Source organism: Martelella sp. FOR1707, from assembly GCF_053484265.1.
Window position 1 is genome coordinate 109,925 of record NZ_JBAKFP010000003.1, and the last position, 26,369, is coordinate 136,293.

The following is a 26,369-nucleotide window of genomic DNA, read 5'->3' on the forward strand; positions in this document are numbered from 1 at the left end:
GTCCGTGCCCCTTCTATCCGCGCACTTTGTGGAGGTAATGGTCGATCGAAACCGCCGACAGCAGGATCGAGCCGCGTATGATATCCTGCCAGTAGACCGATACGTCCAAGAGCGCCAGCGAACTGGAAACGACGGACAGCAGGACCGTGCCGAGGATCGCGCCGAAGATCGTGCCCGAGCCGCCGCTGAGGCTCGCCCCGCCGATGACGGCGGCGGCAATGACATTGAGCTCCATACCGATCCCGAAGGTCGGCTGGGCCGAGCCGAAACGCGCCATGTAGATGACGCCGGCAACGCCGCAGAGCGCCGAACACAGCGTGGTCGTGGAAAAGATCACCCGCTTGGTGCGAACGCCGGAATAGGCGGCCGCCTTCTCGTTGCTGCCGGTGTAGAACACCTTGCGGAACAGCGTGGTCCGGCGCAGCGCGAAGTCGAACGCGACGACGACGACCAGGAAGATGATGATCACCAGCGGCACCGGCCCGATCGCGCCCTGCCCGATGAACTTGAACTCCGGCGGCAGGGTATAGAGCCCGAGCGGACGCCCGCCGGTCGCCAGCAGGCATATGCCGCGCGCGATCACCATCACCGCCAGCGACACGATGAAGTGATGCAGGCCGACGCGCGTGACGAAAAAGCCCATGAAGGCGCCGATGCCGGCGCAGGCCGCGATCGATATCGCCGATGCGACCCATGGATCGATCCCATGGAGATAGAGCCAGCCGCCGATCACCATGGCCAGTGCCGTTACCGAGCCCACGGAAAGATCAATGCCGCCCGAGATCAGCAGGATGGTCATGCCCACCACCACGATCCCCTCCACCGCAAAGGCCATCGCCATCGCCCGCATATTCACCCAGGTCAGGAAGTAGGGCGAGGCAAACGACATCACGATGAACAGAATGAGAATGATCGCGATCAGACCGGTCTCGCGCATTCTGAACATTTTCTTCAGCGGGCTCGTGCCGCCGCGTCCCGGCTTTGGCGCTGACATTTCCATAGCAGTGTCCACCTTCCCCTCCCTCAGGCAGTCCGTTTTTGACGATCAAGCACGGATGCCAGATGCATGATGTTTTCCTCGGTCATCGCCTCACCCGTGACCTCACCGCTGATACGGCCCTCGCGCACCACCAGAATGCGGTCCGAGATGCCGATCAGCTCCGGCAGTTCGGACGAGATCGCCACGATGCCGACGCCGGCCCGCGCCAGATCGCGCAGAATGCGATGAATCTCGGACTTGGCGCCGACATCGACGCCGCGCGTCGGCTCGTCGAGGAAGATCAGCTTCGGATTGACCGACAGCATCTTGGCGAGCGCCACCTTCTGCTGGTTACCGCCCGATAGCGAAGAAACCGGATCGCCGAGGCGGCCATATTTGAGGTTGAGCGTGCGACCGAGCCGTTCGGCCAGTTCCCGCTCCTTTCCGCCGCTGATCAGTCCGCCCATGCCGGAGACCTGCTCGAGGTCGAGCGCCGAAACATTCTCCGCGATCGACATATCGAGAAAAACGCCGTCGCCCTTGCGGTCCTCGCTCAGATAGACCATGCCGGCGGCAATGCTGTCTGCATATTCGGCGAGCGCGAGCTTCTGGCCGTTCAGCCAAACCTCGCCCGTTACCTCGCCTTCGAGACGGCAGATACCCTTGACGATCTCGCTGCGCCCGGAGCCGATCAGCCCGGCGAAACCGAGGATTTCACCTTTCTTCAGTTCGAAGGATATGTCGTGGAAGCGCCGGGCCTCGTTCAGCCCGTCGACCTTGAGGATGATCTCCTCGGATCGCTCAGCCGCAGACTGTTTTTCCGGATAGAGCTTGTCGATCACCCGCCCGACCATGGCGTTGACCACATCGCCCGGCTCGATATCGGCGACATTGTAGGTGACGATATACTGGCCGTCGCGAAACACCGAAACACGATCGCAATTGTCGAAAATCTCGGCCATGCGGTGCGAGATATAGATGATCGATATCCCACGATCTGCCAGACGCCGCATGATCGCGAACAATATCTGCGCCTCGGTTTCCGTCAGCGCCGCGGTCGGCTCGTCCAGGATCAGCACCCGGCAATCCAGCGTCAGGGCCTTGGCGATCTCGACCAGTTGCTGGCTGGAGATCGACAGATCGCGCACCAGAGTGGCGGGATCGATATCGGCAAGTTCCTCAAGAACGATTTTTGCCTTCTTGCGCAGCGCATTGTAGTCCATCAGAAAAGACCGGCTCACATTGGTGGCGGCCATAAAGATGTTCTCCGCGACCGAGACATCCGGACACAATGCGATTTCCTGATGCACCAGACCAATGCCAAGCTCCTGGGCCACCGACGGAGACGATATCCGAACCCTCTCCCCGCCGAGGATGATCTCGCCGCTGTCGGGTCGCAGGATGCCGTCGATCACGTTCATCAGGGTCGACTTGCCCGCCCCGTTCTCGCCGGCAAGCGCATGGATTTCGCCCTTGCGCAGCTCGAAATCCACGCCCTTCAATGCCCGGATCGCGCCGAAGGACTTGCTCAGATTGGCAATTTTCAGGATCACGTCATCGGTCATGGCGCGCGCCCTTCATCTCGGATTGAAATTGCTGCGAACGGTGGCGGCCAGCGCCACCGCTCATGATAGCCCGGTTTAGGGGCTCAGTTCGTGTCGCGACCTTCCATATATGCGTTGAGGTCGAAACTGTCGGCGTTCTCCTTGGTGATGACGGCGAATCCGTTGTCGGCAAAGGGAATCTGGAACGGGTTGTAGCCCGAGACCTTGTAGTCGTTGAACGGATCGAACACGTCACTGTGCACGGCGAAGAACGTCGCCAGGAAGCCGAGAAAGCCCTGCATGCCCTGGTTCGGGCTGAGCGCCATGTGAATATTGCCGGCCTTGATCTGTTCAAGCGTCGCCGGCGTGATGTCGGCGTGCATGATCAGCACTTCGGCGCCGGCTTCATTGACGGCCGCGACCGCGCCCTCGGCCGAACCCGCTTCCGGGATCCACATCGCGCCGAGATTGGGGTTGGCCTGGAGAATGGACGCCGTTGCCCGATAGGCGGCATTGCTGTCCTGATTGGTGGTCTGCCGGCCGACCAGCTTCATGTCCGGATAGTTGTCTTCCATGTAGGAAATCAGCGCCGTGACGCGAAGATCGTGGTTGGATTGGCCCGGATTTTCCAGAACTGCATATTCACCGCTTTCGCCGATCTGGCTGACGATCTCCTCCGCCGCGAACTTGGCTTCGGCCAGATTGTCGGAGGTGATGTAGGACGTTCGCTTGGAATTCGGCGAGTCGGCGGCAAAGGTCACCACGGCGACCCCGCTATCGACGGCCTGGTTGATCGGCTCGATAAAGGGATCGGCCTGCATCGGATGCAACAGAATGCCCGCAGGCTGTTTCACCAGGTCCTGCTCGAACGAGGCGATCTGCTTGGTGATGTCGTAATCCGGCGTTCCGGAGAAGACGGTTTCACAGCCGAAGGCGTCAGCCGCCTGCTTGAAGCCCTCATAGACCGGCACCCAGTAAGGGTGCGCCGAAACCATGACATTCATGACATAGGTTTCACTCGGCTCGCATTTGATTGTGTCGGCTGATGCCGGCGCCGTGCCGGAGACAAAAGCTGCAAGCGCCAGAGATGTCACCGCGCCGCCCAAAGTAAGTTTCATCATTTCCTCCTCCCAGAAGACCATGATCCAAGATCACCGGTACGCAAAAGGTACCGCACGAAATTAATCTCACATAACGCAATTTATTGCGCATGGGGACGTTAGGCGGCCGGCGGTTATGCTGTCAACAAACTTTGATATTTTTCTTATAGAGTGAAATATATTGCGCGCTGGCATATGATCAGTTCCGATAGCTGTTCCTTTAGGAGGGCCATTGGCCCCCGTTTGGCGGCGGCATGCGGGTGGGCCCGTCGGATATCGTTAAATCAACGCGGACAACGGCGGACCAGCCGTCGGCGGATAAGGGCTCGGCGAATTTGGCTTCAGCCATAATTTCGGCGGCGCCAGCGCGTTCCGGCATGGTAACCAGGAAACCGACATAGGCCGATCTTGCTCAAATCAGTTTCATAACTATTGGTGATCAACCACGTTGCCTCGGGAATTAGGATGCCGCGAAGGCAACTGGTAGCTTTTGTGTGTCGTTAATTCTCAAAAGAGCCGAACTGTCTTGACCGCCGACCCGCAGACGATTGCCGGAAGCCATGCAAGCAACCTGGAGACAGGTTCGCCGGTCGCGTGCGTTTCAGCCTGTCTTGCGCGGATCGCCGAGAGCAACGACGCCATACGTGCGATGATCTTCGTCGCTGCCGATGAGGCATTACGGGAAGCGCATCGGCTGGAGGCGGAGCTTGCTGCGGGTCGCTCGCGCGGGCCGCTTCACGGCGTGCCGATCGCGGTCAAGGACGTCATCGATGTCAGCGGCTGGCCCACGACCGGCGGCTCTCGCCTGTTCGAAGGCCGGACCGCATGCGAGGATGCGCCGGTCATAAGCGCGCTGCGCGAACAGGGCGCGATCATCATCGGCAAGACCAATCTGCACGAGTTGACCGCCGGCGGGCACGCCAATCCATGGTTCGGCACGGTCGTCAATCCGCTTGCGGAAGACCGGGGCACCGGCGGCACCAGCAGCGGCTCGGCGGCGGCCGTGGCGGCAGGTTTCTGCGAGGCGGCGCTGGGCACCGACACCGGCGGCTCGAACCGCTCGACGGCGGCGGCAACCGGGCTTTATGGCCTCAAGCCCACCAATGGAACCATTGACGCTGCCGGCATTCTACCGACCGCGCCGAGCTTCGATACCGTCGGCCCTATCGCGGGATCGCTTGAGCTGGCGCGCCTTGTCCACTTCGCGATGACGGGGCGCACCGCGCCGGAGCGTGAACGGGTCTCACCATCCGGTCTCGCGATCGGGCTCTGTCCCGACCTTCATGCCGCGCCGCTGGATGCGGCGGTGGATGAGGCCCACGAGGCTTGGCTCCGCTACGCGCGCAACAAAGGTGCAAAGGTAACCACACTGCGCTTCGCACCGGCGGCAAAGGTCGCGGAGGCCGGGTTCACCATCCTCGCTTACGAATTTGCCGCTCGATACGGCGACATCATTGCCGCAAACCCCGAAAACGTTGGCGAGGCCGTCCATGCCTTTCTGGAAACGGGGCTGGCGATCGATGAGACTGCCTACCACGCCGCCCTCGCCTTCCGGGCGGAGACACAGGGCGCGTTTCTCAAGCTCCTGCGATCCGTCGATGTGCTGGCGGCGCCGGTAGCGCCCGGACTTGCGCCGCGACTGCTCGATGAAACGACCATGGTTGGCAGCGATCATGTCCCCTATGGCCCGGCGGGCGGCACGTTCCGCCGCTGGGCCAATTTTTTCGGGGTGCCGGCGCTTGCCATGCCGCTTCCGATCGCTGGCGACCTACCCGCCGCGATCCAGCTCTCCATGCCACCGCTTTCCGAGAACCGTCTTTTCGCGGTGGCCAATGCCCTCGGTCCGAAGGAGACGGGCTGACATCACGTTCTTCAACAAACCAAAAAGGGGAATAAGCATGAAGATCGCATCACTCGCCATTATCGCCGCAAGCCTTGCCGCAGCGCCCGTTGCCTCGGCAGCGGACGAGGTCATCCGCTTCGGCGTCGCCGCCGAGCCCTACCCGCCATTCTCGGTCAAGAATGCCGCCGGCGTTTGGGAGGGTTGGGAAATCGACCTGATGGACGCTGTCTGCGCGGAAATGGACGCGGAATGCGTGATCGTCGACGTTCCGTGGGATGGCATCATTCCCGCGCTTCTGGAAAACAAGTTCGACGTCATCTGGAGCTCGATGTCGATCACCGACGAGCGCATGAAGGTCATCGACTTCACCGACAAATACTATTTCTCGCCGAATGTGCTGGTCGGCGCCAAGGCCGATCCCCGCGAATTCGACCTAGAGGATCCCGAAACGATGAAGGGTCTTGTCCTCGGCGCGCAGAGCTCGAGCACCCAGGCGTCCTATCTCCAGCAGGAACTTGGCGGCATCGCCGACCTGAAGCTCTACCCGACGCTCGACGACGAGATCGCCGACCTGAAAGCCGGCCGTATCGACATGATGGCGGCCGGCGGCATCCAGATCCAGAGCTTCCTCGACACCCCCGACGGCGAGGCCTACGAGATCAAGGTCACGATGCCGCAGGTCCAGATGTTCGGCTATGGCGATGGCGGCGGATTGCGCAAGGAAGACACCGCGCTGAAGGAACAGCTCAACGAAGCGATTGCCGCCGTGCGCGCCAGCGGCAAATATGACGAGATCACCGAGCAGTATTTCGATATCGATATCTACGGCGAATGATCCTGTCGATTTTTGTTGTGGCAGGTGCCGGCGCCCGCGCCGGCATCGTTTTGTGCAAGCGGAATTGAAGCCCCATGGACTCCCATTCATCCTGGTTGGTGCTGCTCAGCTTCGGCGATCGCGGCTGGAGCGACTCCCTGCTCTGGGGCGCGGGGCTCAGCCTGTCGCTTTCGGTCACGGCCTATCTGCTCGGCCTCGTTCTCGGCCTTATGGGCGCGGCGGCGAAGATCTCCGGCAACAGGATCGCCCGCGCGATCGCCAATTTCTACACCTCGGTGATCCGCTCGGTCCCTGAAATTCTGATCATCTTTCTAGTCTATTACACCGCCACCAACGCCCTGACATCGCTCTTGCAGATGACCGGCCTGGCGGCTGAATTCCAGGTCAACGGCTTCGTGGCGGCAACCTTCTCGCTCGGCATCGTGCAGGGCGGCTACAGCACCGAGGTGCTGCGCGGCGCGCTGGTATCGGTAGCCAAAGGTCAGTCTGAGGCCGGCTATGCGCTGGGTCTCACACCGCGCCAGAACTTCCGGCTGATCGTGCTGCCGCAGGCGATCCCGCTGGCGCTGCCCGGTCTCGGCAATCTCTGGCTGATCGTGCTCAAGGAAACCTCGCTGGTGAGCCTCGTCGGCTTCACCGATCTGGTGTTGGCGGGCAAGATGGCGGCGGGGGCCACCCACCGCTATTTCCTGTTCTATTGCGCCGTCGCCGTGATCTTTCTGGTGATGTCCGGCGTCTCCACGCTGCTGCTGCATCTGCTGGAAGAGCGCTACTCCAAGGCGTGGAGACCACGATGAGCGACTTTACCCTTTATCTGATCCAGCAACTCGCCATCGGCGTTCAGGCGACGATCGTGCTTTTCTTCACGGCCGCACTTGCCGGCAATGTGCTGGCACTGCCGGTGGCGCTTTTGAGGATGTCGAAGCACAAATGGCTGCGCTATCCGGCGATGGCGTTCATCCTCGCCTTTCGCGGCACGCCGTTGCTCGTCCAGCTCTATCTGGTCTATTTCGGCGTCGGCCAAATCCTTGCCGGCATTCCGGCCCTCAGATACAGCCCCTTCTGGCCGCTGTTTCGCAGCGCCTACGGCTACGCCTTCTTCACGCTGTCGCTGAACACGGCGGCCTATTGCGGAGAGATCTGGCGCGGCGCGATCGAAGGCGTTCCCAAGGGGCAGGCCGAGGCCGGGCGTTCGCTCGGACTTTCCAGGACCCGGATATTCCTGAGCATCCTGCTACCACAGGCGCTGCGCCTTGCTCTGCCCTCCATCGGCGGCCAGAATATCCTGCTGCTCAAGGGCACCGCACTTGCCTCCACCATCACGGTCTTCGAGCTGATGGGCGCGGCCAACATGGTGCGCTGGCAGACCTTCCGGGTCTATGAGCCGCTGTTTGCCGCGGCAATCGTCTATTTTGCGCTGGCCTGGGTGATCACCGCCGGTTTCAATTTCACCGAAAGGCGACTAGCCTTGCCGCATTGAGCGGCTGATGAACGGAGGCCCGTGTGATACTGGATGAAGGCGAGTTCACGCCCCGTGAGATCGAGACATTCGCGGCCGTCATGCTGCATGGCACCACCACCAGGGCCGCCGATGCGCTCAACATCACTCAGCCGGCGGTCAGCAAGATATTGCTGCAGCTCACCGCCAAGACCGGCTTTCCGCTGTTTCGCAACCACCGCCAAAGGCTGGTGCCGACGCCGGAGGCGCATATGCTCTATGCCGAGGTCAAGCGCGTGTTTGAATCCGTGCGCGGCATTTCGACCGCCGCGCGCGAAATCCGCGAACTGAGGAGCGGACGGCTGAATGTCGCGGCGTTGCCCGCCTTCGGCCTGACGCTGCTGCCCTCGATCGTCGCGAGCTTCACACGGGACTATCCGGATGTCTCGATCACGCTCGATATCCGCAGCTCCGCCACCATCGTCCAGCGCACCAGCCGCAACCAGCTTGACGTGGCGGTCGCGGCCGAAGTGGATGACGAAAGCCCCTCGGTCGTGCGCCGCTCGCTGGTCGCGACGCCGCCGGTCTGTATCATGCCGAAGGGGCATCCGCTTTCGCGCCTGTCGGCGGTCCAGGTCGACGATCTCGATGGTCAGGATTTCGTCTCCCTCGGCGTCGGCGACCGGATGCGCCGCCAGCTTGACGACCTCTGCAAGGAACGGGGCGTGACGCGCCGCACCAAGCTCGAGGCCGCGCTTTCGGATACCTGCGTCAACCTCGTTGCCGAGGGCGTCGGCGTTGCCGTCATCGACCGGCTCTCGGCCTGGATGGCGCGGGACAAGGCGATCGAAATCCGCGATTTCCGCCCCCATCTCGACGTCAATCTCAGCGTCTACCGCCCATGGGGCACGATCGCCTCCTCCGTGGCCGACACCTTCATCGAGCACCTGATCCAGAAGACCCGGGAGACCATGAATGTGGTCGACCGCGAGATCGGCGAACTCAGCAACCCACCAGGCGATCAGGCGTGAGGGATGCGCTCAGGCCGTCACCGTCTTGAGCGCTGCAAACAAGGCTCGGACATCGTCCTCATCGTTATAGATATGCGGAGAGACCCGCATCTTCGTGCCGCGCACGGTGACGTGGACGCCCTTTTCCTTCAGCATGCCGGCGAGCCCGTCGCGATAGCGTTCGCCGAGCTCGATGACGGCGATGTGGCCGACGCGCATTTCGGGCTCCGGCCCGCCGAGCCCCATGGCTTCCGCCTCCGCCCAGATCAACCGGTTGAGGTGGAGAAGCCGCTCATGAACGGCCGCGCCGCCCAAGCCTTGCAGCAGTTCCATCGACTTGAGCGCGACGGGCAGCACGGCAAAGTCGGAGCGTTCGCCCATGTCGAACCGGCGGGCGCCAGGGAGATAGCCGGGCATGGTCTCCAGGTAGAAATCGGGCCGTTCGCCGCCGGCGCGGTTCCATGAATGGAACTCGATCGGCCGGCCCGTCTTCTGCCATTTCTCGGACGCATAAAGAAAACCCAGCCGATAGGGCCCGAGCAGGAACTTGTAGGTGGCGAAGGACAGAAAATCCGGCTGGATCCGCGCGACATCGAAGGGCACTGCGCCAACCCATTGGGTGCCGTCCATCACCAGCGCCGCGCCGACCTCGTGCGCAGCCTCGGCGACCGCCTCGATATCGACCGTCATGCCTTCGAACCAGTGCAGGATCGTGCCCGCCACCACGGCGACCGGGGCATCGCTATGGCGGATGGCCGCGACGAGGGCCGCGCCCCATTCCTCTCCCGCGCGTCGCGAAACCGTGACGACCTTTGCGCCACGCGCTCGGGCCAGTTCGTACCAGGCATAGCGATGCGAGGTATGCTCGTTTTCCATCATGATGATCGCCGCGCCCTCGGGAACGGCGACATTCGCCGCTGCCACCGCGATGCCGTAGCTGGTCGCCGGGATCACCGCGATATCATCCGCCGTCGCGCCGATGAATAACGCAGCCAGCGCACGGGCTGCCTCGACATCATCATAGTAGTTGCCGATCGTCATGTCCCACGGCGCGGCCTTAACCCCCGTGCCCGCCCGACCGGCCTCCTCGGCGATGCGCGGGATCGGCGACATGTAGGCCGCATCGAGATAGCTGATGTGATCGGGGATCGAAAACAGGTGTTTCTGGCATTCGAGCATGATGTCCTCGCTAAAGTGTCACGGTCACGCCAAACCCGCGTTCCCTGGCTCTGAGATAGATGAAACGGGCAAGCTCGATATCCTGCGCCGGCACGCCGAGGGAGCGGTAGAGCGTGATTTCGTCATCGCTCTCGCGCCCGGGAAGATCGCCCGCAAACACCGCGCCGATCTCGCCCCTTAAATGGCCGCGCTCGATGAGGCCGGCCTCCAGCGGATCGATCAGATCAGATGCGGCGGTAAGCGCCATCGGCATGTAGTCGACGAAAACCTTCGCGCGCAACACACAGTCGGCATCGATTTCCCTGAGGCCGGCGACGCTCGCGCCCACCGCGTTCACATGCGCGCCCGGCGAAAGCCATGCGCCGTGCAGCACCGGTTCGGCGGCCGATGTCACGGTGCAGACGATCTCCGCCCCCGACACCGCCGCGCGCGCCGCGTCATAGGCCGTTGCCGCAATGCCCTTGTCGCGCTGGCGGCGGGCGAAGGCTTCGGCCTTCCGCCGATCGCGGCCCCAGACCCGGACATGGGCAAGCGGGCGCACCAGCGCAATGGCGTCGACATGTCGGTCGGCCTGCTCGCCATAGCCGAGGACCGCAAGCTCGCACGCATCCTCTTGAGCAAGCGCCCGGGTAGCGGCGGCGCTCGCGGCAGGCGTCCTGAGCCCGGTGATCGCATGGGCGTTGATCAGCGCCACCGGATGGCCGTGATCGCCCTCGAACAGCAACACCCCGCCCTGATGGGATGGCAAGCCGTGGCGGAAATTGTCGGGATAGACCGATTGCACCTTGGCGCCAGCCTGCGGACCGTCGGCGGCGACCATTACGGAAAGGCAGGTGCCGGCCATGCCCGGCAGCGCCAGGGTGCGGCGGATATCCTGCGCGATGCTGCCGTCGGACGTCTTTCTCAGCGCGCTTGCCGCCAGCGCGATCGTCTCTTCAGGCGTGACCAGCGCCTCGGCGGTTGCCCCGTCGATCACAAGCAATGGCGGCGCTTTCGTTGCGGCCATAGACACCTCTCGAATATTCGCATTGCCCAAGAGATAGCATCGCCTTGCCTTGGCCGGCGGACAAACTTGATAACAAATCGCCATGACCTGACCGGCCGAACTTATAGCGCGGCCCGCCTCCCCTCCCTTCATAACTATTGATTATAAGCCGGAAGGTTGCGGTTGTTTGCGCCCCGTGCCCGGCTGTTCCAGAAAATAGCTCATAACGCGGCTTCCGTTCGGAACGCAAAGAAGTGAAATGAGGGGCGCATGCATATCCAACGCTTTGATACAAACGCGCGGCTTTCGCGCGTGGTCGTTCATGGCGACACCGCCTATTTCTCCGGGCTGACGGCGGATGATCGCAGCAAGGACGCCGAAGGTCAGACGGCGGAAATCCTCGCCAAGGCCGACAGCTATCTCGAAACGCTCGGCGTTACCCGCAATGCGGTCCTCGCCGCCACGATCTGGCTCCGCGATATCGGCGATTTCGACCTGATGAACGCGGCATGGACGGCCTGGATCGACGCTCCCCCGGCGCGCGCCACAGTCGAGGCCGTTCTCGGTCTGCCGGATATCCGGGTCGAAATCCAGTTCACGGTCGCGATCGCATGATGACGGGGCAGCGGGAAAGGAATGCTGTGTTCAGCAAGATCAATCTCGCCGATCGGCGCGCGACGGTAACCGTGGAAATCGACGGCCGGTCGGTGACCTGTCGCAAGGGCGATACCGTCGCCGCCGCAGTGATGCTCGCGGACGATGGCCCCTATCGGCGCAACCCGGTCTCGGGCGCGGTGCGCGAACCCTATTGCATGATGGGCATCTGCTTCGAATGCCTGATCGAGATCGATGGCGTGGCCAATCAGCAAGGCTGTCTGCGCACGGTCGAGCCCGGCATGCGCATCCGCCGCCAGCGCGCGGTTCAGCCATTGCGGGAGAGTGACGAAGCATGACGCGTGATCTCTGCATCATCGGCGGCGGTCCCGCCGGCATCGCGGCCGCCAGCATGGCCGCCCGTCACGGCCTTTCCGTCACCCTGATCGACGAGCGACCGAGCGCCGGCGGCCAGATTTATCGCGGCCTGGAGGATGGCCCGCTGAAGGATCGGCTCGGACCCGACTATGCTGCCGGCGCCAGCCTGATCGACCGCTTCCGCAAGGCGGATGTCGATGCCCATTTCGGAGCCACTCTGTGGCGTGTGGATCACGGCGATCATGGCGGTTTCGCAAGCTTCACGGTGAGCGGTGCTTCCCGCCGCGTTGCCTACAAAAACCTGATCCTCGCGACCGGCGCGATGGAACGTCCCGTCGCCTTCGAAGGCTGGACGCTGCCCGGCGTGATGGGCGTCGGCGCGGCGCAGCTTCTGCTGAAATCTTCGGCCATCTCGCCCAACGGTAAGATCGTGCTTGCCGGCAACGGCCCGCTGCTGCTTCTGTTCGCAAACCAGTTGCTCGATCTCGGCGTGAAGATTTCCGCGATCCTCGATACGGCGCCCAGGAAAAACCCGGCGGCCGTGGCCGCTCGCCATCTGCCGGCGCTGTTTGCCAACCGCGCAAAGCTCGCCAAAGGCCTCGCCATGCAACGCGCCATCCGCGCGGCCGGCATCAAGACCTATCGCGATGTCTCGGCGCTGCGCGCGCTCGGCAAGGAGCGGGTCGAGGCCGTGACCTTTACCGCGAACGGCAACAGCCATGATTTGCCTGTCGATACGCTGCTGACCCATGAAGGGGTCATGCCCAATACCCAGCTTTCACGCGCGCTGAACTGCGCGCATGTCTGGGATAGCAGGCAGAACTGCCTGCGCCCGGACGTCGATCGCTTCGGCGAAACCAGCCTTGCCGGCGTCTTTATCGTCGGCGATGGCGCGACCATCAACGGCGCGATCGCCGCGCCCGCCTCCGCCGAAATCGCCGTCGGCCGGATCCTGGAACGGGCCGGCATGCTTGATGACACCGGCCGCGCCGCCATCACTGCGGCACATGCCGTGATGAAACGCGAGCGCGCCTTCCGACCTTTCCTTGATACGCTCTATCCGCCGCGCATTGCTGCTGCCCCGCTTTCTGACGCGACGCTTGTGTGCCGCTGCGAGGCCGTCAGCGCCGGCACCATGCGGCAGGCGGTGCGCGACGGCGCAACCGGCCCTGCCCAGGCCAAGGCCTTCACCCGGGCCGGCATGGGGCCGTGCCAGGGTCGCGTCTGCGGGTCGATCGTCACCGGCCTGATCGCGCAGGAACGCCACACTTCCCCCGCCGATGTGGGCGCCTATCACGTGCGCTTCCCGCTGAAACCGGTGACGGTCGGCGAGATGGCGAAAAGCCGCGATAAAGACAATCAGGACGAGGCCCACCATGCAGCTTGAAACGGACGTCGCGGTCATCGGCGGCGGGCTGGTCGGCATCGCGCTCGGCTACGGCCTCTCTCTGCGTGGCGTCGACAATGTCGTGCTCGACGAAGGCGACGATGCGATCCGCGCTAGCCGCGGCAATTTCGGCCTTGTTTGGGTGCAGGCCAAGGGGCTTGGACTGCCCGCCTACAGCAACTGGGCAATGCATGCGGTCTCGCGCTGGCCGGCGCTTTCCGACCAGCTTCTGGCAGAGACCGGCATCGATGTTGAACTGGTACAGAATGGCGGGCTGTACCTCTGCCGCACGCCCGAGGAGCTTGCAATGCGCGCGGCCAATCTGGCGACCATCCAGTCGCGCCATGAAGGCGATTACGACTACGATATTGTCGACAATGCCGGGCTGCGACGGCTGGTCCCCGAGATCGGTCCCGATGTGCCGGGCGCCAGCTATTCGCGCTATGACGGCCAGGCCAATCCGCTGCGACTGCTCCAGGCCTTCCATCGCGCCTATCAGAGGCGCGGCGGCCGGGCGCTCGGCAATAGCGGCGTGCTCGACATCACCCGGCGGGGCGAAAAATTCGTGCTGAAGACCGCGCGCGGCGAGGTTGTCGCCGGGCGCATTGCGCTGGCCGCCGGCCTCGGCAATGCCAGTCTCGGCGACATGCTGGGCGTCAGTATCCCGCTTGAACCGGTGCGCGGCCAAGTGCTCGTAACCGAGCGTGTGCCGATGAAGCTCGATTATGCGATCGAACAGGTCCGGGGCACTGGCGACGGCACGCTGATGATCGGCGGAAGCTGGGAGGAAGAGGCGGGGTACGACCTCGGCACCACCTTCGACGTCACCACAAGGATCGCCGCCGATTCGATGTTCTTCTTCCCGTTCCTGGAAAATGTCCGGATCGTGCGAAGCTGGTCGGCGCTGCGCATCATCACGCCCGATGCGGCGCCCGCCTACGAGGAAGTCGTCCCCGGCGCCTTCCTGATCACCTGCCACAGCGGCGTATCGCTTGCCGCGCTCCACGCCTATGAAAGCGCCGGCTGGCTCGCGGAAGGCGCAATTCCTGAAGCAATGGCGCCGTTTTCACTGGCGCGGTTTTCAGACCGGCGATAGGTGAAGCCGGGCGCCTTTCTGCCCGGAAAGGACCATGAAAGCACCGGCACGGTGCCGAATGACAGGCTGATTCTTCGGTAGAAAAGCTACCTTGATTGACACAGGTGAACACAATCGTCGACAAACGCTCTATTGCGGCGACGAACGCGCAATGCGCCCGTTGAAGAATACGGCAACGGCATGACCTGGTTGTGACCCCCGCCCGGCGCTGGTTTCTCAAAATGAAAGCAAGGTGGACATGGACGGCGAGACGGCGAATGTGGCGCACATCGACATGGTCGCACGCCAGGTGATCGCCAGCGCCTGCAGGTTCGTCGTCATCACCGCCGGCGCCGGCATGGGCAAGAGCCTGCTCCTGAGGGACCTTTCAAGGGCGCTCGATGTCGCCGTGTGCGCGACACGGGAACCGGTTCAAACTGCCGGGCGGACATTTCTGTGGGATATCCCCTCCGGGGCCGAAACCATCGCCTTCGACGAAGCGCTCTTCGAACGTTTCGAGCGGGTCGTCATTGCCCGCCGGCCCGGAACCGATGTGCCGGGGATAGAGCGCTTGATCCTCCACGGTGAAGCCCTTTCGCTCGACGAGCATGACCTGCTGCTGCCCGAAGGCGATCCGGCACGGCGCTATCAATGCGGCTGGCCAGTTCTTTGCGGCGTCGATCTTGATGATCCGGCCAAGCGGGCTCAGTTCAAAGCCTATATCGGTTTCGAAATCCTGCGTGCGCTGACGGCGCCGCAACTTGCGACCCTCTGGCGCTTGTTCAACGGCCACGCAATTGCGGGGAGCGCCGTCGCGCTGCCGTTCCTGCCTTTTGTCGAACGCACGGCTGACGGCGCCCGCGCCGCCTGCACCAATGGTGATCTGCGCGGAATCGTGCGCGCGGCGGCCAATGAGGAGATCGGGCGGCGCATGGAGCGCTTCGAGGCGGCGACGCCGCTTGCCCGCGCGCTCCATCAGTCGGGCCACACTGAAAAGGCCATATCCGCGCTCCAGTCCGCCGGGATGGAGGAACCGGCGGTCCGCCTTTTTGCCGAGGCGGGCGGGGTTTTCTACATACATATCGATGGGCCGGCAGCGTATGCCCGCGTGCTTTCGGGCTTCAGCCCCGAAATTTCGGCCGATAACGAGACCGTGGTGATCGCCAATGCCATGCGGGCGCTCAAGGCCGGCGAGACGGGACGGGCGAAGAAGCTGATCGCGGACAGATTCGGTCGGCAGAGCCTCGACCCCATGGCCGTCTTTGCGGGCGGCGCGCCTTACTCCCTGTCGTTCAAGGGCTTCCGGCTGGTGATGCTGATCTATGAGGATATCGTCATCACCGACGCCATGTTCGAGCGGCTTTACGACTATCTCGACGAATTGCCGCTGGAGGCGGCGCTGCTGCGCGGTTCATTCTATAATGCCGTGCTTGAATTCTATATCCGCCAGCGCCGCTTCAACGAGGCCGAAATGGCCGCAGCGCAGGCGTTTTCGAGCTATCGTGCCGCCGGCGTCCCGCTGCTTGTATTCTATATCTGCGTCCACCAGGCGGTGATCCGGCTGCTTTCGGGCGACGCCACCGGCGCCGGCAGCCGCATCGCCGAAGCCCGGCGGTTTATGGCAGAGGTCGGCTTCCAAAGCCCTGCCGACGCGCGGATCCTGCGGCTGATCGAGGCCTGCCATGCCTATGAGGACGGCCGCCCGCACGTGCTGATCGCCTTCATCAACCATGAATTCGATACCTTCGCGCAATCGGAAACCTGGCCAAGCCTTGTCGAATTCGCGCTTCATTACGGCAGCCAGGCGCTCAGCGAACATTTTTCAACGATATCCGCGCTCGGCTTTCTGGATCGCTGGCGTCTCCACCAGTCGCACGACCGCCAGTTGCGCTTCATGATCGAAATCCGCGCCGCGCTGGTGATGCAGAACGGCAATCGCTGGAACGATGCCGCCGCGACCCTTTCCGCCATGCAGATGCGGATCAACCGCACCTGGGTCGAGGCAGCACTTGACGATCTCGCCCGGCTTTCGATGCACGATGAGATCGAGGTGGCTTTCGCCTGGCTCCGGCAGATCGTCCATGAGCGGCCGGAACGGGCCTATCTCGACCGCCAGATCAGCGCCATGATTGCCAATGAAAGGGTGACCGGCCGCCAGCGGCGCGCGCTTCAGATATGGTTGGCCTTCGTGCTGAAACGGACCGGCCGGGCGACGGAAGCCCGCGCGGTGCTGCAGCGCATGTTCGACGATGCTGCGCGCACCGGCACGATCGCGCCGCTTCAGGAAGAACGCCGGTTTCTCGGCGAGCTGATGGGCGACAGCCGCATCGAGGGCTTTGTCTCGGCGGCCGGCCCCGCCCGCCGCATCATGAAACGGTTGTCCGAAACCGGCATCAAGGGCCGCACGATCGAGCAGGAATCGGGGCTATCGCGTCGTGAGGTGCGCATTCTGCTGATGATCTGCGAGGGCGCCTCCAACAAGTTTATCGCCGGCCGGCTCGGCATTTCGGAATCGACGGTCAAATTCCACCTGACCAATCTTTACCGCAAGCTCGGCTGTACAAAACGCCGCGAGGCTATCGCGGTGGCGCGGGCGCGTAACTGGCTGCACTGACCCGCCGCCAAGCCGGTCGAGCATCGCAATACCTGTCCTTTATTCTCAAAAACCTAGACCTTTTCTATCTTGTCGCATCTTTTCCCGCCCCGCAGACTGAACCCATAAGATCACCGCCAGCACTCCCACGATTGTCGGCGGCATAAAGGGAACAGTGGCCCCGACAGGGCCGAGGCTATGGAGCGGCGCATTCGATGCACCTGCGCTATCTGGAGATTTTTGTCAGGCGGCTTGCCGGTTTTGTGCTGGTTCTTTTCGTGCTGTCGCTGATGATCTTCGTGCTCGCCCGCGTGGTGCCGGGGGACCCGGCCCGCATGACGCTCGGCCCGAGCGCCACGCAGGAACAGGTCGACCAGTTGCGCGAACGCATGGGGCTCGACCAGCCCATCCTCGTGCAATATGGCCGCTATATCGGCAAGGCGCTTCAGGGCGATCTCGGGGACTCGATCGTCTCCGGCAATCCGGTGAGCCGGGATATCAGGGAATTCCTGCCGGCAACGCTTGAACTGATCGTCGCCACGGTGATCATCGAACTGATCTTCGCCATCCCGCTCGGCGTCATCACCGCCCGCTATCGCAACAGCTGGATCGACAATGCCGGGCGGCTGTTCTCGCTCGTCGGCGTCACCATCCCGGCCTTTCTGTTCGCGATCACGCTGCAGCTTGTCGCGGCCCGTTTCTTTCCCTCATGGCCCATTCTCGGCCGGGTCGACTACAATCTCGGCGCGCCTTCGGGGCCGACCGGCTTTCTGCTGATCGACGCCGTGCTCGCCGGCCGCAGCGATGTGTTCCTGAGCGCGCTCGCCCACCTCGCTCTGCCCGCCGCAGCCCTTGCCATGGCCGGCATCGGCCAGATCACCCGCATCACCCGTTCGGCGATGATCGACAACCTCCGGCGCGACCATGTGCTGACGCTGAAATCCTTCGGCGTGCCAGAGCCGGTGATCGTCTTCCGCTATCTGCTGAAGCTGTCCTCGATCGCGCCGCTGACGATCATGGGGCTCGAATTCGCCTCGCTGATCGGCAACGCCTTCGTGGTCGAGATGGTGTTTTCCTGGGGCGGTTTTGCCTCTTACGGCCTCACGGCGATCCTGCAGAAGGATCTCAATGCGCTGATGGCCGTGGTGCTCGTCTCCGGCGTGTTCTTCATCATCGCCAATCTCGTCATTGACATCGTCGTCAGCATCATCGACCCGCGCCTGCGCCTTGGGGAGGCTGGAAAATGAGTGAACAGACAGGCCTTTCCGCAGGCTACATGACCTGGTATCGCTTCAGCCGCAATCCGGCCGCCGTCATCGGCGGGCTGATCGTGCTGTCGGTGCTGCTGATGGCGGCCGTCGCGCCCTGGATCACGCCGTTTCCCGACCATGTCGGCGCCGTCGTCGATTTCCGCAACCGTCATGTGGCCCCGAATGCCGTCAACTGGTTCGGCACCGACAAGGCCGGCCGCGACATCTTCTCGCGCACGATCTTCGGTTTTCGCGTCTCGCTGCTGCTGGTCGTCGGTGTCCTCGGCATTTCCGTGCCGGTCGGCGCGGTGCTCGGCATGGTCTCCGGTTATTTCGGCGGCTGGTGGGAACGGATCATCACCGGGTTCACCAATGTCATGCTCGCCATGCCGCCGCTGGTCATGGCGCTTGCCATCGGCAACATCCTCCAGCCGAACCTGATCAACGCGATGATCGCGATCACCCTGCTCTGGTGGACCTGGCACGCCCGCCTCGTCTATCGCGTCACCCGGTCGATCGCGACCGAGGATTTCATCGAGGCGTCGCGGCTTGCCGGTGCCGGTCCGCTGCATATCCTGTTTCGCGAAATCCTGCCCAATTGCGTCTCGGTCATTTCGGTCAAGACGACGCTCGACGCCGCCTTCGTCATCTTGTTCGGCGCAACGCTCTCCTTCCTCGGCTTCGGCGTGAAGCCGCCAACGCCCGATCTCGGCTCGATGGTGGCCGACGGTCGCCAGTTCCTGCCGGAGAAATGGTGGGAAGTGCTCGCCCCCGGCTTCGCCATCTTCTACGCCACGCTCGGCTTCAACCTGCTGGGCGACGGGCTGCGCGACATGTTCGACGTGGAGGCGTAAGACATGGCCACCCCCCTTCTCAAGGTCGAAAATCTGAACATCGCCTTTACCGGCTATGGCCGCCGCAACCATGTGCTGAAGGATGTCGGCTTCGAGATCGCCGCCGGCGAGCGCGTGGCGCTGATCGGCGAGACCGGCTCGGGCAAGTCCGTGACCTCGAAGGCGATCCTCGGCACGCTCCCCGACAATGCCGTGATCGAAAGCGGCGATATTGCCTATCGCGGCGCGAGCGTGTTTTCGATGCCGCCCCGGGAGCGGGAAGGGCTGAAGGGCACTGCCTTCTCGATCATCATGCAGGACCCGCTGTCCTCGTTCAATCCGGTCTTCAAAGTCGGCAGGCTTCTGGACGACGTGCTCTATTATGCCGACCGGCGCAACGCCGTGATCAGCAGTGCCGCCGAGCGCAGGAAGCGGATCTTCAACGTTCTCCGCCGCGTTCAGCTTGCCGATCCGGAGCGGATTTTCGCGACCTGGCCGAACGAACTTTCCGGCGGCATGCGCCAGCGCGTGCTGATCGCGCTTTCGCTGCTGCACCAGCCGGAACTGCTGATTGCCGACGAACCGGGGACCGCGCTCGACGTCACCACCCAGGACGAAATCCTGAAGCTGATCAATCGTCTCGTCGATGACGAAGGCCTGTCGCTGCTGATGATCACCCACAATCTCGGCGTCGTCCGCCAGACGGCCGACCGGGTGCTGGTGATGCGCCACGGCGAGATCGTCGAACAGGGCACGCTGTCGGAGGTCTTCACCCGGCCGAAAGAGGTCTATACAAGCGACCTGATGGATGCCGTACCGCCGCTTTACGGGCCGCGCGTCGTCAATCAGCCGGCAAGCGCAAAGGCACCGATCGTCACGCTTGAAAACGTCGACAAGGTCTACCAGTCGAAGGGTCTGCTGTTTTCCCGCGGTCCGGGCCACCATGCCGCAAAATCGGTCAATCTCGCGGTCGCCGAGGGCGAGGTCTTCGGGCTTGCGGGCGAAAGCGGGTCCGGCAAGACCACGGTCGCCCGCATGGTCATGCGTCTCGTCAAGCCGACGTCCGGCACCATCCGCGTCGGTTCGGCGGCGGAAGGGGCCGATCCCCGCCGCCTGACCCAGATCGTCTATCAGAACCCTGGAACCTCGCTCAACCCGAAGCGCACGGTGTCGCAGACGCTCTCCGTGCCGCTTCGCTATGGCGGCTATGAGCGCACGGCGGCGGAGGCGCGCAAGAAAGAGCTGATGGCGCTGGTGCGGCTGCCGGAGAGCTTTCTCTCCAAATATCCGCACGAGCTTTCCGGCGGGCAGAAGCAGCGCGTCGCCATCGCCCGTGCGCTTGCCGCCGACCCGCGCATCATCATTCTCGATGAGCCGACATCGGCGCTCGACGTTTCGGTGCAGAAGACGGTGATCGACCTGCTCTTGGCCCTGCGGGAGGAGCTTGGCCTCACCTATGTGATCATCAGCCATGACCTCTCGCTGATGCGCAATTTCTGCTCGCGCATCGCCATCATGCTGAAGGGCGAAATCATCGAACAGGGCCTGACGGCCGATGTCTTCGCAAACCCCGAACACCCCTATACCCGCGCGCTGATCGCGGCCATTCCGGTCCTGAGTGACGCGGAAGAGGCCGAGAAGCCGAAGGTCAGCGCTGAAGACCGCGCCCGCTTTCTGGTGCAGAGCACCGGTGAGCAGGACGGATAAGACAATGGCAGGACCGCGCGCCCCAGGCGCCGGAAAGACAAGGAGACGATCCCGTGTATCGACTGGGAATTGATGTCGGCGGCACGAATACCGACGCCGTGGTGATGGAAGGCAACAAGGTGCTCTCGGGCGTCAAGGCAGCGACCACGGAGGATGTCACGAGCGGCGTGATCGCGGCGCTGGAAGGCGCGATCGGCAAGGCGGGCATCGACCGTGCCAGGATCGGCAACGTCATGATCGGCACCACCCACTTTACCAATGCCGTGATCGAACGCCGGCACCTCAACAAGGTGGCCGCGATCCGCCTCGGCCTGCCGGCAACGGCCTGCCTGCCGCCGATGGTCGACTGGCCGGAAGACCTGAAGGGCGTCGTTGGCAATCACGGCTATCTGGTCAAGGGCGGCTATGAGTTTGACGGCCGCGAGATCTCTCCCCTCGATGAGGCCGAGATTGCCCGCATTGCCGGCGAAATCCGCGACAACGATATCAAGGCCGCCGCCATCACCTGCGTCTTCGCGCCGATCAATGACACGATGGAAAAGCAGGCCAAGGCGCTGATCGAGAAGCATTGCCCCGGCCTGCCGGTGGTGCTTTCCACCGATATCGGGCGCATCGGCCTTCTGGAGCGCGAAAGTGCCGCGATCATGAATGCCAGCCTGTTGTCGCTCGCCGACCGCACCGTCAGCGCCTTTGCCAAGGCGCTGGCCGATGCGGGCCTGACCTGCCCGTTCTTCATCACCCAGAACGACGGCACGCTGATGGCCGCCGACACCGTCCGCAACTTCCCCGTTCTCACCTTCGCATCCGGGCCGACCAATTCGATGCGGGGTGCTGCCTTCCTCACCGGCGTGCGCGAGGCGATCGTGGTCGATATCGGCGGCACCACCAGCGATGTCGGATCGCTGCATCTCGGCTTTCCGCGCCAGGCGGCGACGGTTGTCGATGTTGGCGGGGTCCGCACCAATTTCCGCATGCCGGATGTGTTCTCGATCGGTCTCGGCGGCGGCTCGCTCGTCAGAAAGGATCACACTGGCAAGGTCACCGTCGGCCCGCAATCGACCGGCTACCGCATCACCAAGGAGGCAAAGGTCTTCGGCGGCGAGACGCTGACAGCGACGGATATCGCCGTCGCGCTCGGCAAGGCCAGCGTTGGCGATGCTGAAAAGGTCGAAGACGTTGATCCTGCATTTGCGAAGGCTGCAGAAGCCGAAATTATCGCGCTTCTCGAAAACGCCGTCGAGCGCAGCCGCATGTCGCCCGAACCGATCCCGGTGATCGCGGTGGGCGGCGGTTCGATCCTGATGCCGGACCGGCTCGGCGATCTCGAGGTCATCCGCCCGGAAAACTTCGCCGTCGCCAATGCCGTCGGTGCGGCCATCGCCCAGATCTCCGGCGAGGTCGACCGCGTCTATGCGCTCGAAAACGGCCTGACCCGCGAGCTCTGCCTCGCCGAGGCCGAGAAGGAGGCGACCGAAAAGGCCATCGCCGCAGGCGCCGTCGCTGGCACGATCGAGGTGATTGAGCGCGAGGACGTGCCGCTCGCCTATTTGCCGGGCAATGCGACGCGCATTCACGTCAAGGTCGTCGGAGAGATGGGAGGCATGAATGCCTGAGACCGTCACACGCTCGAAATTCGAATATGATCCCGCCGACATCTGGGTTCTGGATCGCGAGGATATCGAGGCGCTGGAAATCGGCTCGGCCATTCTCGGCACGGGCGGCGGCGGCAACCCCTATGTCGGCAAGCTCAGGGCGCGTCAGGCGATCGACGACGGGTTTACCCTCTCCGTGCTGCCGCTGGACAAGGTGCCGGACGAGGCCTGTTGTGTTTCGCTCGGCGGCATCGGCGCGCCGGTGGTCGGCTATGAGCGCATCCGCGAGGGCCGCGAGGGCCTGCGTTGCGTGCGGGCGATCGAGGAGATGCAGGGTTTTCCGGTCGACCTGATCGTCTGCGAGGAAATCGGAGGCTCCAATGCCATGGAACCGCTGATCGTCGGCGGAATGACCGGCCTTCCGGTGGTCGATTGCGACGGCATGGGCCGCGCCTTTCCCGAAATGCAGATGACCACCTATTCGATCTACGGCCACACCTCAACGCCGAGCGTGATGTGCGACGTGCACGGCAATATCGTGATCTTCAAGCATGCCGTGACGGAACTCTTTCACGAGCGCATGGCGCGGGCCTGCGTGGTGGCCCAGGGCGGCGGTTCGGACCTGGCCGCCGCGCCGATGGCCGGGTCGTTCCTGAAGAAGTTCGCGATCCCGAACTCCTACACCCAGGCGGTCTCGCTCGGCCGTGCGGTCATCGACGCCAAGCGCCGGCACAGCGATCCGATTGCTGCCATCTGCGAACGGGAGAACGGCCGGCATGTGTTCTCGGGCAAAATCACCGATCTGAAACGCCACCTGCGCGGCGGCTTCGTGGTTGGCGAAGCCATGCTCTCCGGCATCGACAGCCACCACGGCGAGGACGCATCGGTCCTGATCCAGAACGAGAATCTGGTCTTCACCCATGAGGGCGAGGTAGAAGTCTCCGTTCCCGACCTGATCGTCGTGCTCGACATAGACAGCGGCCACGCCATCACCACCGAAATGCTGCGCTACGGCCAGCGCGTGGCGATCCTCGCCTTGCCCTGCCATCCGCTCTTGCAGTCGCCGGCAGCGCTCGAAGTCGTCGGACCGAAGGCCTTCGGCTTTCCCGACATCGTCTACAGACCGGTCGCGGGAGGCTGAGGATATGGCGAAGACACTGATAACGGCCGACGACCTCGACGCCATCGCGCTCGGCGGTGCCTTTCTCGGAACCGGCGGCGGCGGCGATCCCTATATCGGCAAACTGATGGCGCGCGCGGCGCTCACCGAAAACGGTCCGGTGACGCTGATCGATCCGGCCGATGTCGGCGACGACGACCTCTGCGTGCCGGTGTTCATGATGGGCGCGCCGACCGTGATGCTGGAAAAGCTTCCGAGCGGCGCGGAGATCATGGCGGCGCTCGACCAGCTCGAAACCTATCTCGGCAAAAAGGCGACCGCGCTGATGTGCGTGGAAGCGGGCGGGCTCAACTCGACGATCCCCTTCGCCGTGGCGGCGGCGACCGGCCTGCCGCTGATCGACGGCGATGGCATGGGCCGCGCCTTTCCCGAACTGCAAATGGTCTCCTTCACCATGTCGGGCATCAGCGCGACGCCGCTGGTGCTGGCCGATGACAAGGGCAATTCCGTCCTGATCAACGCCGTCGACAACCTCTGGACCGAGCGGCTGGCCCGCGCCGACGCCGTGCAGATGGGCGGCGCGGCGCTGGTCGCCGCCTATTCGATGACCGGCGAGCAGATGCGCGACAGCATCCTGCCCGGCACGATGACGATGATCCGCGAGATCGGCGAGACGCTGATGGCCGAACGTAAGGCCCATCGCCACCCGGGCGCGGCGCTCCGCAAGCGGTTTTCAGGTCATCACCTGTTCACCGGCCGGGTGAGCGATATCGAGCGCAAGACGGTCGGCGGCTTTGCCCGCGGCCGCGCCATCATCAAGGGCACGGACGCCTTTGCCGGACGCCAGTTCAGCATCGATTTCCAGAACGAGTTTCTCGTCGCCCGCGATGACACCGGCGCCGTTCTGGCGACGACGCCGGACCTGATCTGCGCGCTCGACGCCGATGCCGGCATGCCGGTCACCACCGAACAGATGCGCTACGGCCTGTTGATCGAAATCACCGGCCTGCCGGCCGATCCGAAATGGCGCAGCCATGCGGGGCTGAGCCTCGTCGGGCCTTCCTATTTCGGCTACGACCATGCTTACGCGCCTGTCGAAGAGATCAACAATAACAAAAGCTTAAACCAGGACTGAATAAAGCTCATAAGAGAGAGGAACTTGTAATGACACGGAAAATGCTTGCAATCGCGGGGCTGGCTTTGGCGGCCACGGCAACGACGGCCCTGACGCCAGCCCGCGCTCAAGACGACAAGGTCTCGATCGTGGTGAACGCCACCCAGGTGTTCGGCACCATCGACCCGGCCCGCATCAACGACTACACCGAATACATGGCGGCCGTGAACCTCTATGACGGGCTGACGACGGTGGCCGGCGACGGCTCCATCATTCCCCAGCTCGCCGAAAGCTGGACCGTTTCCGACGACAATCTCACCTACACGTTCAAGCTGAAGGACGGCGCCACCTTCCAGGATGGTTCGCCGGTCGAGGCTTCCGATGTCGTGTACACGCTGAAGCGGCTGCTCTCCATCAACGAAGGCCCGTCCTATCTGTTTTCCAAGCTGATCGATCCCGAAAAGCTGAAGGCCGTCGACAGCCAGACGGTGGAAATTGGCCTGACCAAGGTCTACGCCCCGTTCCTGACCACCACCCCGCTCATTCTCGTCGTCAACGAGGACGCGGCAAAGGCCAACAGCGATGAGGAATGGGCGAGCGACTATATCGCCAACCACAGCATCGGCGCCGGTCCCTATATGCTCGCTGACTGGAATCGCGGTTCGCAAATGGTGGTTGCCCGCTACGACGACTACCATGCCGGTTGGGACCGCGGCCGCCCGATCGACGAAATCCGCTTCGTCATCACCAATGACGAAGCAACCGTGAAGGCGCTCGCGACCAAGGGCGAACTTGGCATGTCGTCGAACGCTCAGGCATCCGAGACCTACAACGCAATCGGCGCGATGGATGGCTACAAGATCATCGAGACGCCGACGGCGACCGCCCTCTACATCAAGATGAACACCAAGCTGCCGCCGACCGACGATATCCATGTCCGCCGGGCAATCGCCTATGCAACGGATTACGACACGATCCGCGAAGCGATCTATCCCGGCTCGCCGCTGTCAGGCCCGATGGCGCCGGCCTTTGCCGATGCCTATCCCGATGACCTGCCCGCACCCGAATACAATCTCGAAAAGGCCAAGGAAGAACTGGCCAAGTCGAAATATGCCGGGCAGGACATCACGCTGACCCATTCCTATGTGGCCGGCCTCTCCTTCGAGGAAGACATCGCGCTGCTGATGCAGGCCAATCTCGAACAGATCGGCATCACGCTCGATGTCCGCCCAGAACCGTGGAACCGGATCACCGAGCTTGCCAGTGAGCCGGACACCACCCCGAACACGACCCAGGTCTTCAACGGCCCGAGCTACCCCTCACCCGACAGCGTGTTCTACGTCCAGTATGACTCGGAGGCCGCCGGAACCTGGGCGTCGATGGAGTGGCTACAGAACCCGGAAATCGACACGCTGATCGATGAGGCCCGCACCACCACGGAGGTCGACAAGCAGAACGACATCTACAAGGAGCTGCAGCACAAGATCGTCGATCTCCAGCCCGATGTCTTCCTGCTCGTCGAAAACCGCCGCTATGCCGCAAGCGACTGCCTCCAGGGCTATGAATTCGTGCCGATGATGAGCTGGGACACCGACTTCTCGCGCTTCACCTGGAATTGCAGCGCCGAGTAGTCTGACAATGATGGCGGCCCAGCTTCAGACCTTCAACTGGAAGCGGGTACAGCATGGCAACTCTTCGAGAGCCCTGCTTGGTCAGGAGCGGGATTGCCATGGCGCCGGTGGCGGCGACCGTTGCAGGCGGGGAGCCCGACATTGCGCCGAACAGCATGCAGGCTACTGAGACGGGACACCGT

Annotated in this window: 23 protein-coding genes; 17 read left to right on the plus strand and 6 right to left on the minus strand. The window is 63.3% G+C overall.

Translation table 11 applies throughout. The annotated features are described in order from the left end of the window. Positions 1 to 13: 13 nt before the first annotated feature. From V6765_RS08460 to V6765_RS08470, 3 genes are all read right to left on the minus strand, one after another. Positions 14 to 994 carry an ABC transporter permease gene (locus V6765_RS08460; RefSeq protein ID WP_448428762.1) on the minus strand — a complete coding sequence of 327 codons (981 nt, stop codon included), beginning with the start codon at positions 992 to 994 and terminating at the stop codon, positions 14 to 16. A gap of 29 nt (positions 995 to 1,023) precedes the next feature. Continuing rightward, on the minus strand, positions 1,024 to 2,544 hold the full coding sequence (locus tag V6765_RS08465) for a sugar ABC transporter ATP-binding protein (RefSeq protein WP_448427705.1): 1,521 nt from the start codon (positions 2,542 to 2,544) through the stop codon (positions 1,024 to 1,026). Positions 2,545 to 2,627: 83 nt separating this feature from the next. Next, on the minus strand, positions 2,628 to 3,641 hold the full coding sequence (locus V6765_RS08470; RefSeq protein ID WP_448427707.1) for a substrate-binding domain-containing protein: 1,014 nt from the start codon (positions 3,639 to 3,641) through the stop codon (positions 2,628 to 2,630). A 508-nt stretch (positions 3,642 to 4,149) separates the two neighbouring features. Here V6765_RS08470 and V6765_RS08475 point away from each other — a divergent pair. The 5 genes from V6765_RS08475 (at position 4,150) to V6765_RS08495 (ending at position 8,770) form a co-directional block, all read left to right on the plus strand. Next, positions 4,150 to 5,484, plus strand: a complete 1,335-nt coding sequence (locus V6765_RS08475) for an amidase (protein WP_448427709.1) — start codon at positions 4,150 to 4,152, stop codon at positions 5,482 to 5,484. Positions 5,485 to 5,521: 37 nt separating this feature from the next. After that, positions 5,522 to 6,301 (plus strand): transporter substrate-binding domain-containing protein, encoded by a 780-nt coding sequence (locus V6765_RS08480; RefSeq protein ID WP_448427711.1) that lies wholly within the window; start codon positions 5,522 to 5,524, stop codon positions 6,299 to 6,301. Between the two features lie 74 nt (positions 6,302 to 6,375). Continuing rightward, positions 6,376 to 7,098 (plus strand): ABC transporter permease, encoded by a 723-nt coding sequence (locus V6765_RS08485; RefSeq protein WP_448427713.1) that lies wholly within the window; start codon positions 6,376 to 6,378, stop codon positions 7,096 to 7,098. Further along, positions 7,095 to 7,781: an ABC transporter permease gene (locus tag V6765_RS08490; protein WP_448427715.1), complete on the plus strand. Its 687-nt coding sequence runs from the start codon at positions 7,095 to 7,097 to the stop codon at positions 7,779 to 7,781. Before V6765_RS08485 ends, V6765_RS08490 begins: the two co-directional genes overlap by 4 nt. Positions 7,782 to 7,804: 23 nt before the next feature. Further along, positions 7,805 to 8,770 (plus strand): LysR substrate-binding domain-containing protein, encoded by a 966-nt coding sequence (locus V6765_RS08495; RefSeq protein WP_448427717.1) that lies wholly within the window; start codon positions 7,805 to 7,807, stop codon positions 8,768 to 8,770. Positions 8,771 to 8,779: 9 nt separating this feature from the next. On the opposite strand, the gene V6765_RS08500 is transcribed toward V6765_RS08495, so the two are convergent. Beyond that, positions 8,780 to 9,928, minus strand: coding sequence for an aminotransferase class V-fold PLP-dependent enzyme (locus V6765_RS08500; protein WP_448427719.1), 1,149 nt, complete (start codon positions 9,926 to 9,928; stop codon positions 8,780 to 8,782). Between the two features lie 10 nt (positions 9,929 to 9,938). After that, positions 9,939 to 10,934 carry an ornithine cyclodeaminase family protein gene (locus V6765_RS08505; RefSeq protein WP_448427721.1) on the minus strand — a complete coding sequence of 332 codons (996 nt, stop codon included), beginning with the start codon at positions 10,932 to 10,934 and terminating at the stop codon, positions 9,939 to 9,941. Between the two features lie 249 nt (positions 10,935 to 11,183). Here V6765_RS08505 and V6765_RS08510 point away from each other — a divergent pair, with 249 nt between their 5' ends. The 12 genes from V6765_RS08510 to V6765_RS08565 all read left to right on the plus strand — a co-directional run bounded on the left by V6765_RS08510 (position 11,184) and on the right by V6765_RS08565 (position 26,187). After that, a complete protein-coding gene (locus tag V6765_RS08510; RefSeq protein ID WP_448427723.1) occupies positions 11,184 to 11,528 on the plus strand; it encodes a RidA family protein in 345 nt (114 codons plus the stop codon). Between the two features lie 26 nt (positions 11,529 to 11,554). Then, positions 11,555 to 11,866 carry a (2Fe-2S)-binding protein gene (locus V6765_RS08515; protein WP_448427725.1) on the plus strand — a complete coding sequence of 104 codons (312 nt, stop codon included), beginning with the start codon at positions 11,555 to 11,557 and terminating at the stop codon, positions 11,864 to 11,866. Then, positions 11,863 to 13,272, plus strand: a complete 1,410-nt coding sequence (locus tag V6765_RS08520; RefSeq protein ID WP_448427727.1) for an FAD/NAD(P)-dependent oxidoreductase — start codon at positions 11,863 to 11,865, stop codon at positions 13,270 to 13,272. Before V6765_RS08515 ends, V6765_RS08520 begins: the two co-directional genes overlap by 4 nt. Beyond that, positions 13,262 to 14,368: an NAD(P)/FAD-dependent oxidoreductase gene (locus V6765_RS08525; protein WP_448427729.1), complete on the plus strand. Its 1,107-nt coding sequence runs from the start codon at positions 13,262 to 13,264 to the stop codon at positions 14,366 to 14,368. Before V6765_RS08520 ends, V6765_RS08525 begins: the two co-directional genes overlap by 11 nt. Positions 14,369 to 14,606: 238 nt before the next feature. After that, entirely contained in the window at positions 14,607 to 16,961 is a 2,355-nt protein-coding gene (locus V6765_RS08530) for a LuxR C-terminal-related transcriptional regulator (protein WP_448427731.1), read from the plus strand. 194 nt (positions 16,962 to 17,155) lie between these two features. Next, the gene (locus V6765_RS08535; RefSeq protein WP_448427733.1) at positions 17,156 to 18,187 is read left to right on the plus strand and encodes an ABC transporter permease; all 1,032 of its coding nucleotides are present in this window, start codon (positions 17,156 to 17,158) and stop codon (positions 18,185 to 18,187) included. Continuing rightward, positions 18,184 to 19,044 carry an ABC transporter permease gene (locus tag V6765_RS08540; protein WP_448427735.1) on the plus strand — a complete coding sequence of 287 codons (861 nt, stop codon included), beginning with the start codon at positions 18,184 to 18,186 and terminating at the stop codon, positions 19,042 to 19,044. Before V6765_RS08535 ends, V6765_RS08540 begins: the two co-directional genes overlap by 4 nt. 3 nt (positions 19,045 to 19,047) lie before the next feature. After that, complete coding sequence (locus V6765_RS08545) at positions 19,048 to 20,730, plus strand: ATP-binding cassette domain-containing protein (RefSeq protein ID WP_448427737.1); 1,683 nt, start codon at positions 19,048 to 19,050, stop codon at positions 20,728 to 20,730. Between the two features lie 53 nt (positions 20,731 to 20,783). Then, positions 20,784 to 22,343: a hydantoinase/oxoprolinase N-terminal domain-containing protein gene (locus V6765_RS08550; protein WP_448427739.1), complete on the plus strand. Its 1,560-nt coding sequence runs from the start codon at positions 20,784 to 20,786 to the stop codon at positions 22,341 to 22,343. After that, on the plus strand, positions 22,336 to 23,463 hold the full coding sequence (locus V6765_RS08555; RefSeq protein ID WP_448427741.1) for a DUF917 domain-containing protein: 1,128 nt from the start codon (positions 22,336 to 22,338) through the stop codon (positions 23,461 to 23,463). The genes V6765_RS08550 and V6765_RS08555 overlap by 8 nt, the downstream gene beginning before the upstream one ends. Before the next feature lie 4 nt (positions 23,464 to 23,467). Further along, a complete protein-coding gene (locus V6765_RS08560) occupies positions 23,468 to 24,577 on the plus strand; it encodes a DUF917 domain-containing protein (protein WP_448427743.1) in 1,110 nt (369 codons plus the stop codon). Between the two features lie 29 nt (positions 24,578 to 24,606). Beyond that, a complete protein-coding gene (locus tag V6765_RS08565; RefSeq protein ID WP_448427745.1) occupies positions 24,607 to 26,187 on the plus strand; it encodes an ABC transporter substrate-binding protein in 1,581 nt (526 codons plus the stop codon). On the opposite strand, the gene V6765_RS08570 is transcribed toward V6765_RS08565, so the two are convergent. After that, positions 26,162 to 26,344 carry a TRAP transporter large permease subunit gene (locus tag V6765_RS08570; RefSeq protein WP_448427747.1) on the minus strand — a complete coding sequence of 61 codons (183 nt, stop codon included), beginning with the start codon at positions 26,342 to 26,344 and terminating at the stop codon, positions 26,162 to 26,164. The genes V6765_RS08565 and V6765_RS08570 overlap by 26 nt on opposite strands. Positions 26,345 to 26,369 lie beyond the last annotated feature (25 nt).

Excerpts from the sequence above, each read along its gene's own strand:
- V6765_RS08460 (WP_448428762.1), bottom strand. The coding sequence starts at position 994 with ATGTCAGCGCCAAAGCCGGGACGCGGCGGCACGAGCCCGCTGAAGAAA.
- V6765_RS08465 (WP_448427705.1), bottom strand. The coding sequence starts at position 2,544 with ATGACCGATGACGTGATCCTGAAAATTGCCAATCTGAGCAAGTCCTTC.
- V6765_RS08470 (WP_448427707.1), bottom strand. The coding sequence starts at position 3,641 with ATGAAACTTACTTTGGGCGGCGCGGTGACATCTCTGGCGCTTGCAGCT.
- V6765_RS08480 (WP_448427711.1), top strand. The coding sequence starts at position 5,522 with ATGAAGATCGCATCACTCGCCATTATCGCCGCAAGCCTTGCCGCAGCG.
- V6765_RS08485 (WP_448427713.1), top strand. The coding sequence starts at position 6,376 with ATGGACTCCCATTCATCCTGGTTGGTGCTGCTCAGCTTCGGCGATCGC.
- V6765_RS08490 (WP_448427715.1), top strand. The coding sequence starts at position 7,095 with ATGAGCGACTTTACCCTTTATCTGATCCAGCAACTCGCCATCGGCGTT.
- V6765_RS08500 (WP_448427719.1), bottom strand. The coding sequence starts at position 9,928 with ATGCTCGAATGCCAGAAACACCTGTTTTCGATCCCCGATCACATCAGC.
- V6765_RS08505 (WP_448427721.1), bottom strand. The coding sequence starts at position 10,934 with ATGGCCGCAACGAAAGCGCCGCCATTGCTTGTGATCGACGGGGCAACC.
- V6765_RS08510 (WP_448427723.1), top strand. The coding sequence starts at position 11,184 with ATGCATATCCAACGCTTTGATACAAACGCGCGGCTTTCGCGCGTGGTC.
- V6765_RS08520 (WP_448427727.1), top strand. The coding sequence starts at position 11,863 with ATGACGCGTGATCTCTGCATCATCGGCGGCGGTCCCGCCGGCATCGCG.
- V6765_RS08525 (WP_448427729.1), top strand. The coding sequence starts at position 13,262 with ATGCAGCTTGAAACGGACGTCGCGGTCATCGGCGGCGGGCTGGTCGGC.
- V6765_RS08530 (WP_448427731.1), top strand. The coding sequence starts at position 14,607 with ATGGACGGCGAGACGGCGAATGTGGCGCACATCGACATGGTCGCACGC.
- V6765_RS08535 (WP_448427733.1), top strand. The coding sequence starts at position 17,156 with ATGCACCTGCGCTATCTGGAGATTTTTGTCAGGCGGCTTGCCGGTTTT.
- V6765_RS08540 (WP_448427735.1), top strand. The coding sequence starts at position 18,184 with ATGAGTGAACAGACAGGCCTTTCCGCAGGCTACATGACCTGGTATCGC.
- V6765_RS08545 (WP_448427737.1), top strand. The coding sequence starts at position 19,048 with ATGGCCACCCCCCTTCTCAAGGTCGAAAATCTGAACATCGCCTTTACC.
- V6765_RS08555 (WP_448427741.1), top strand. The coding sequence starts at position 22,336 with ATGCCTGAGACCGTCACACGCTCGAAATTCGAATATGATCCCGCCGAC.
- V6765_RS08560 (WP_448427743.1), top strand. The coding sequence starts at position 23,468 with ATGGCGAAGACACTGATAACGGCCGACGACCTCGACGCCATCGCGCTC.
- V6765_RS08565 (WP_448427745.1), top strand. The coding sequence starts at position 24,607 with ATGACACGGAAAATGCTTGCAATCGCGGGGCTGGCTTTGGCGGCCACG.
- V6765_RS08570 (WP_448427747.1), bottom strand. The coding sequence starts at position 26,344 with ATGCTGTTCGGCGCAATGTCGGGCTCCCCGCCTGCAACGGTCGCCGCC.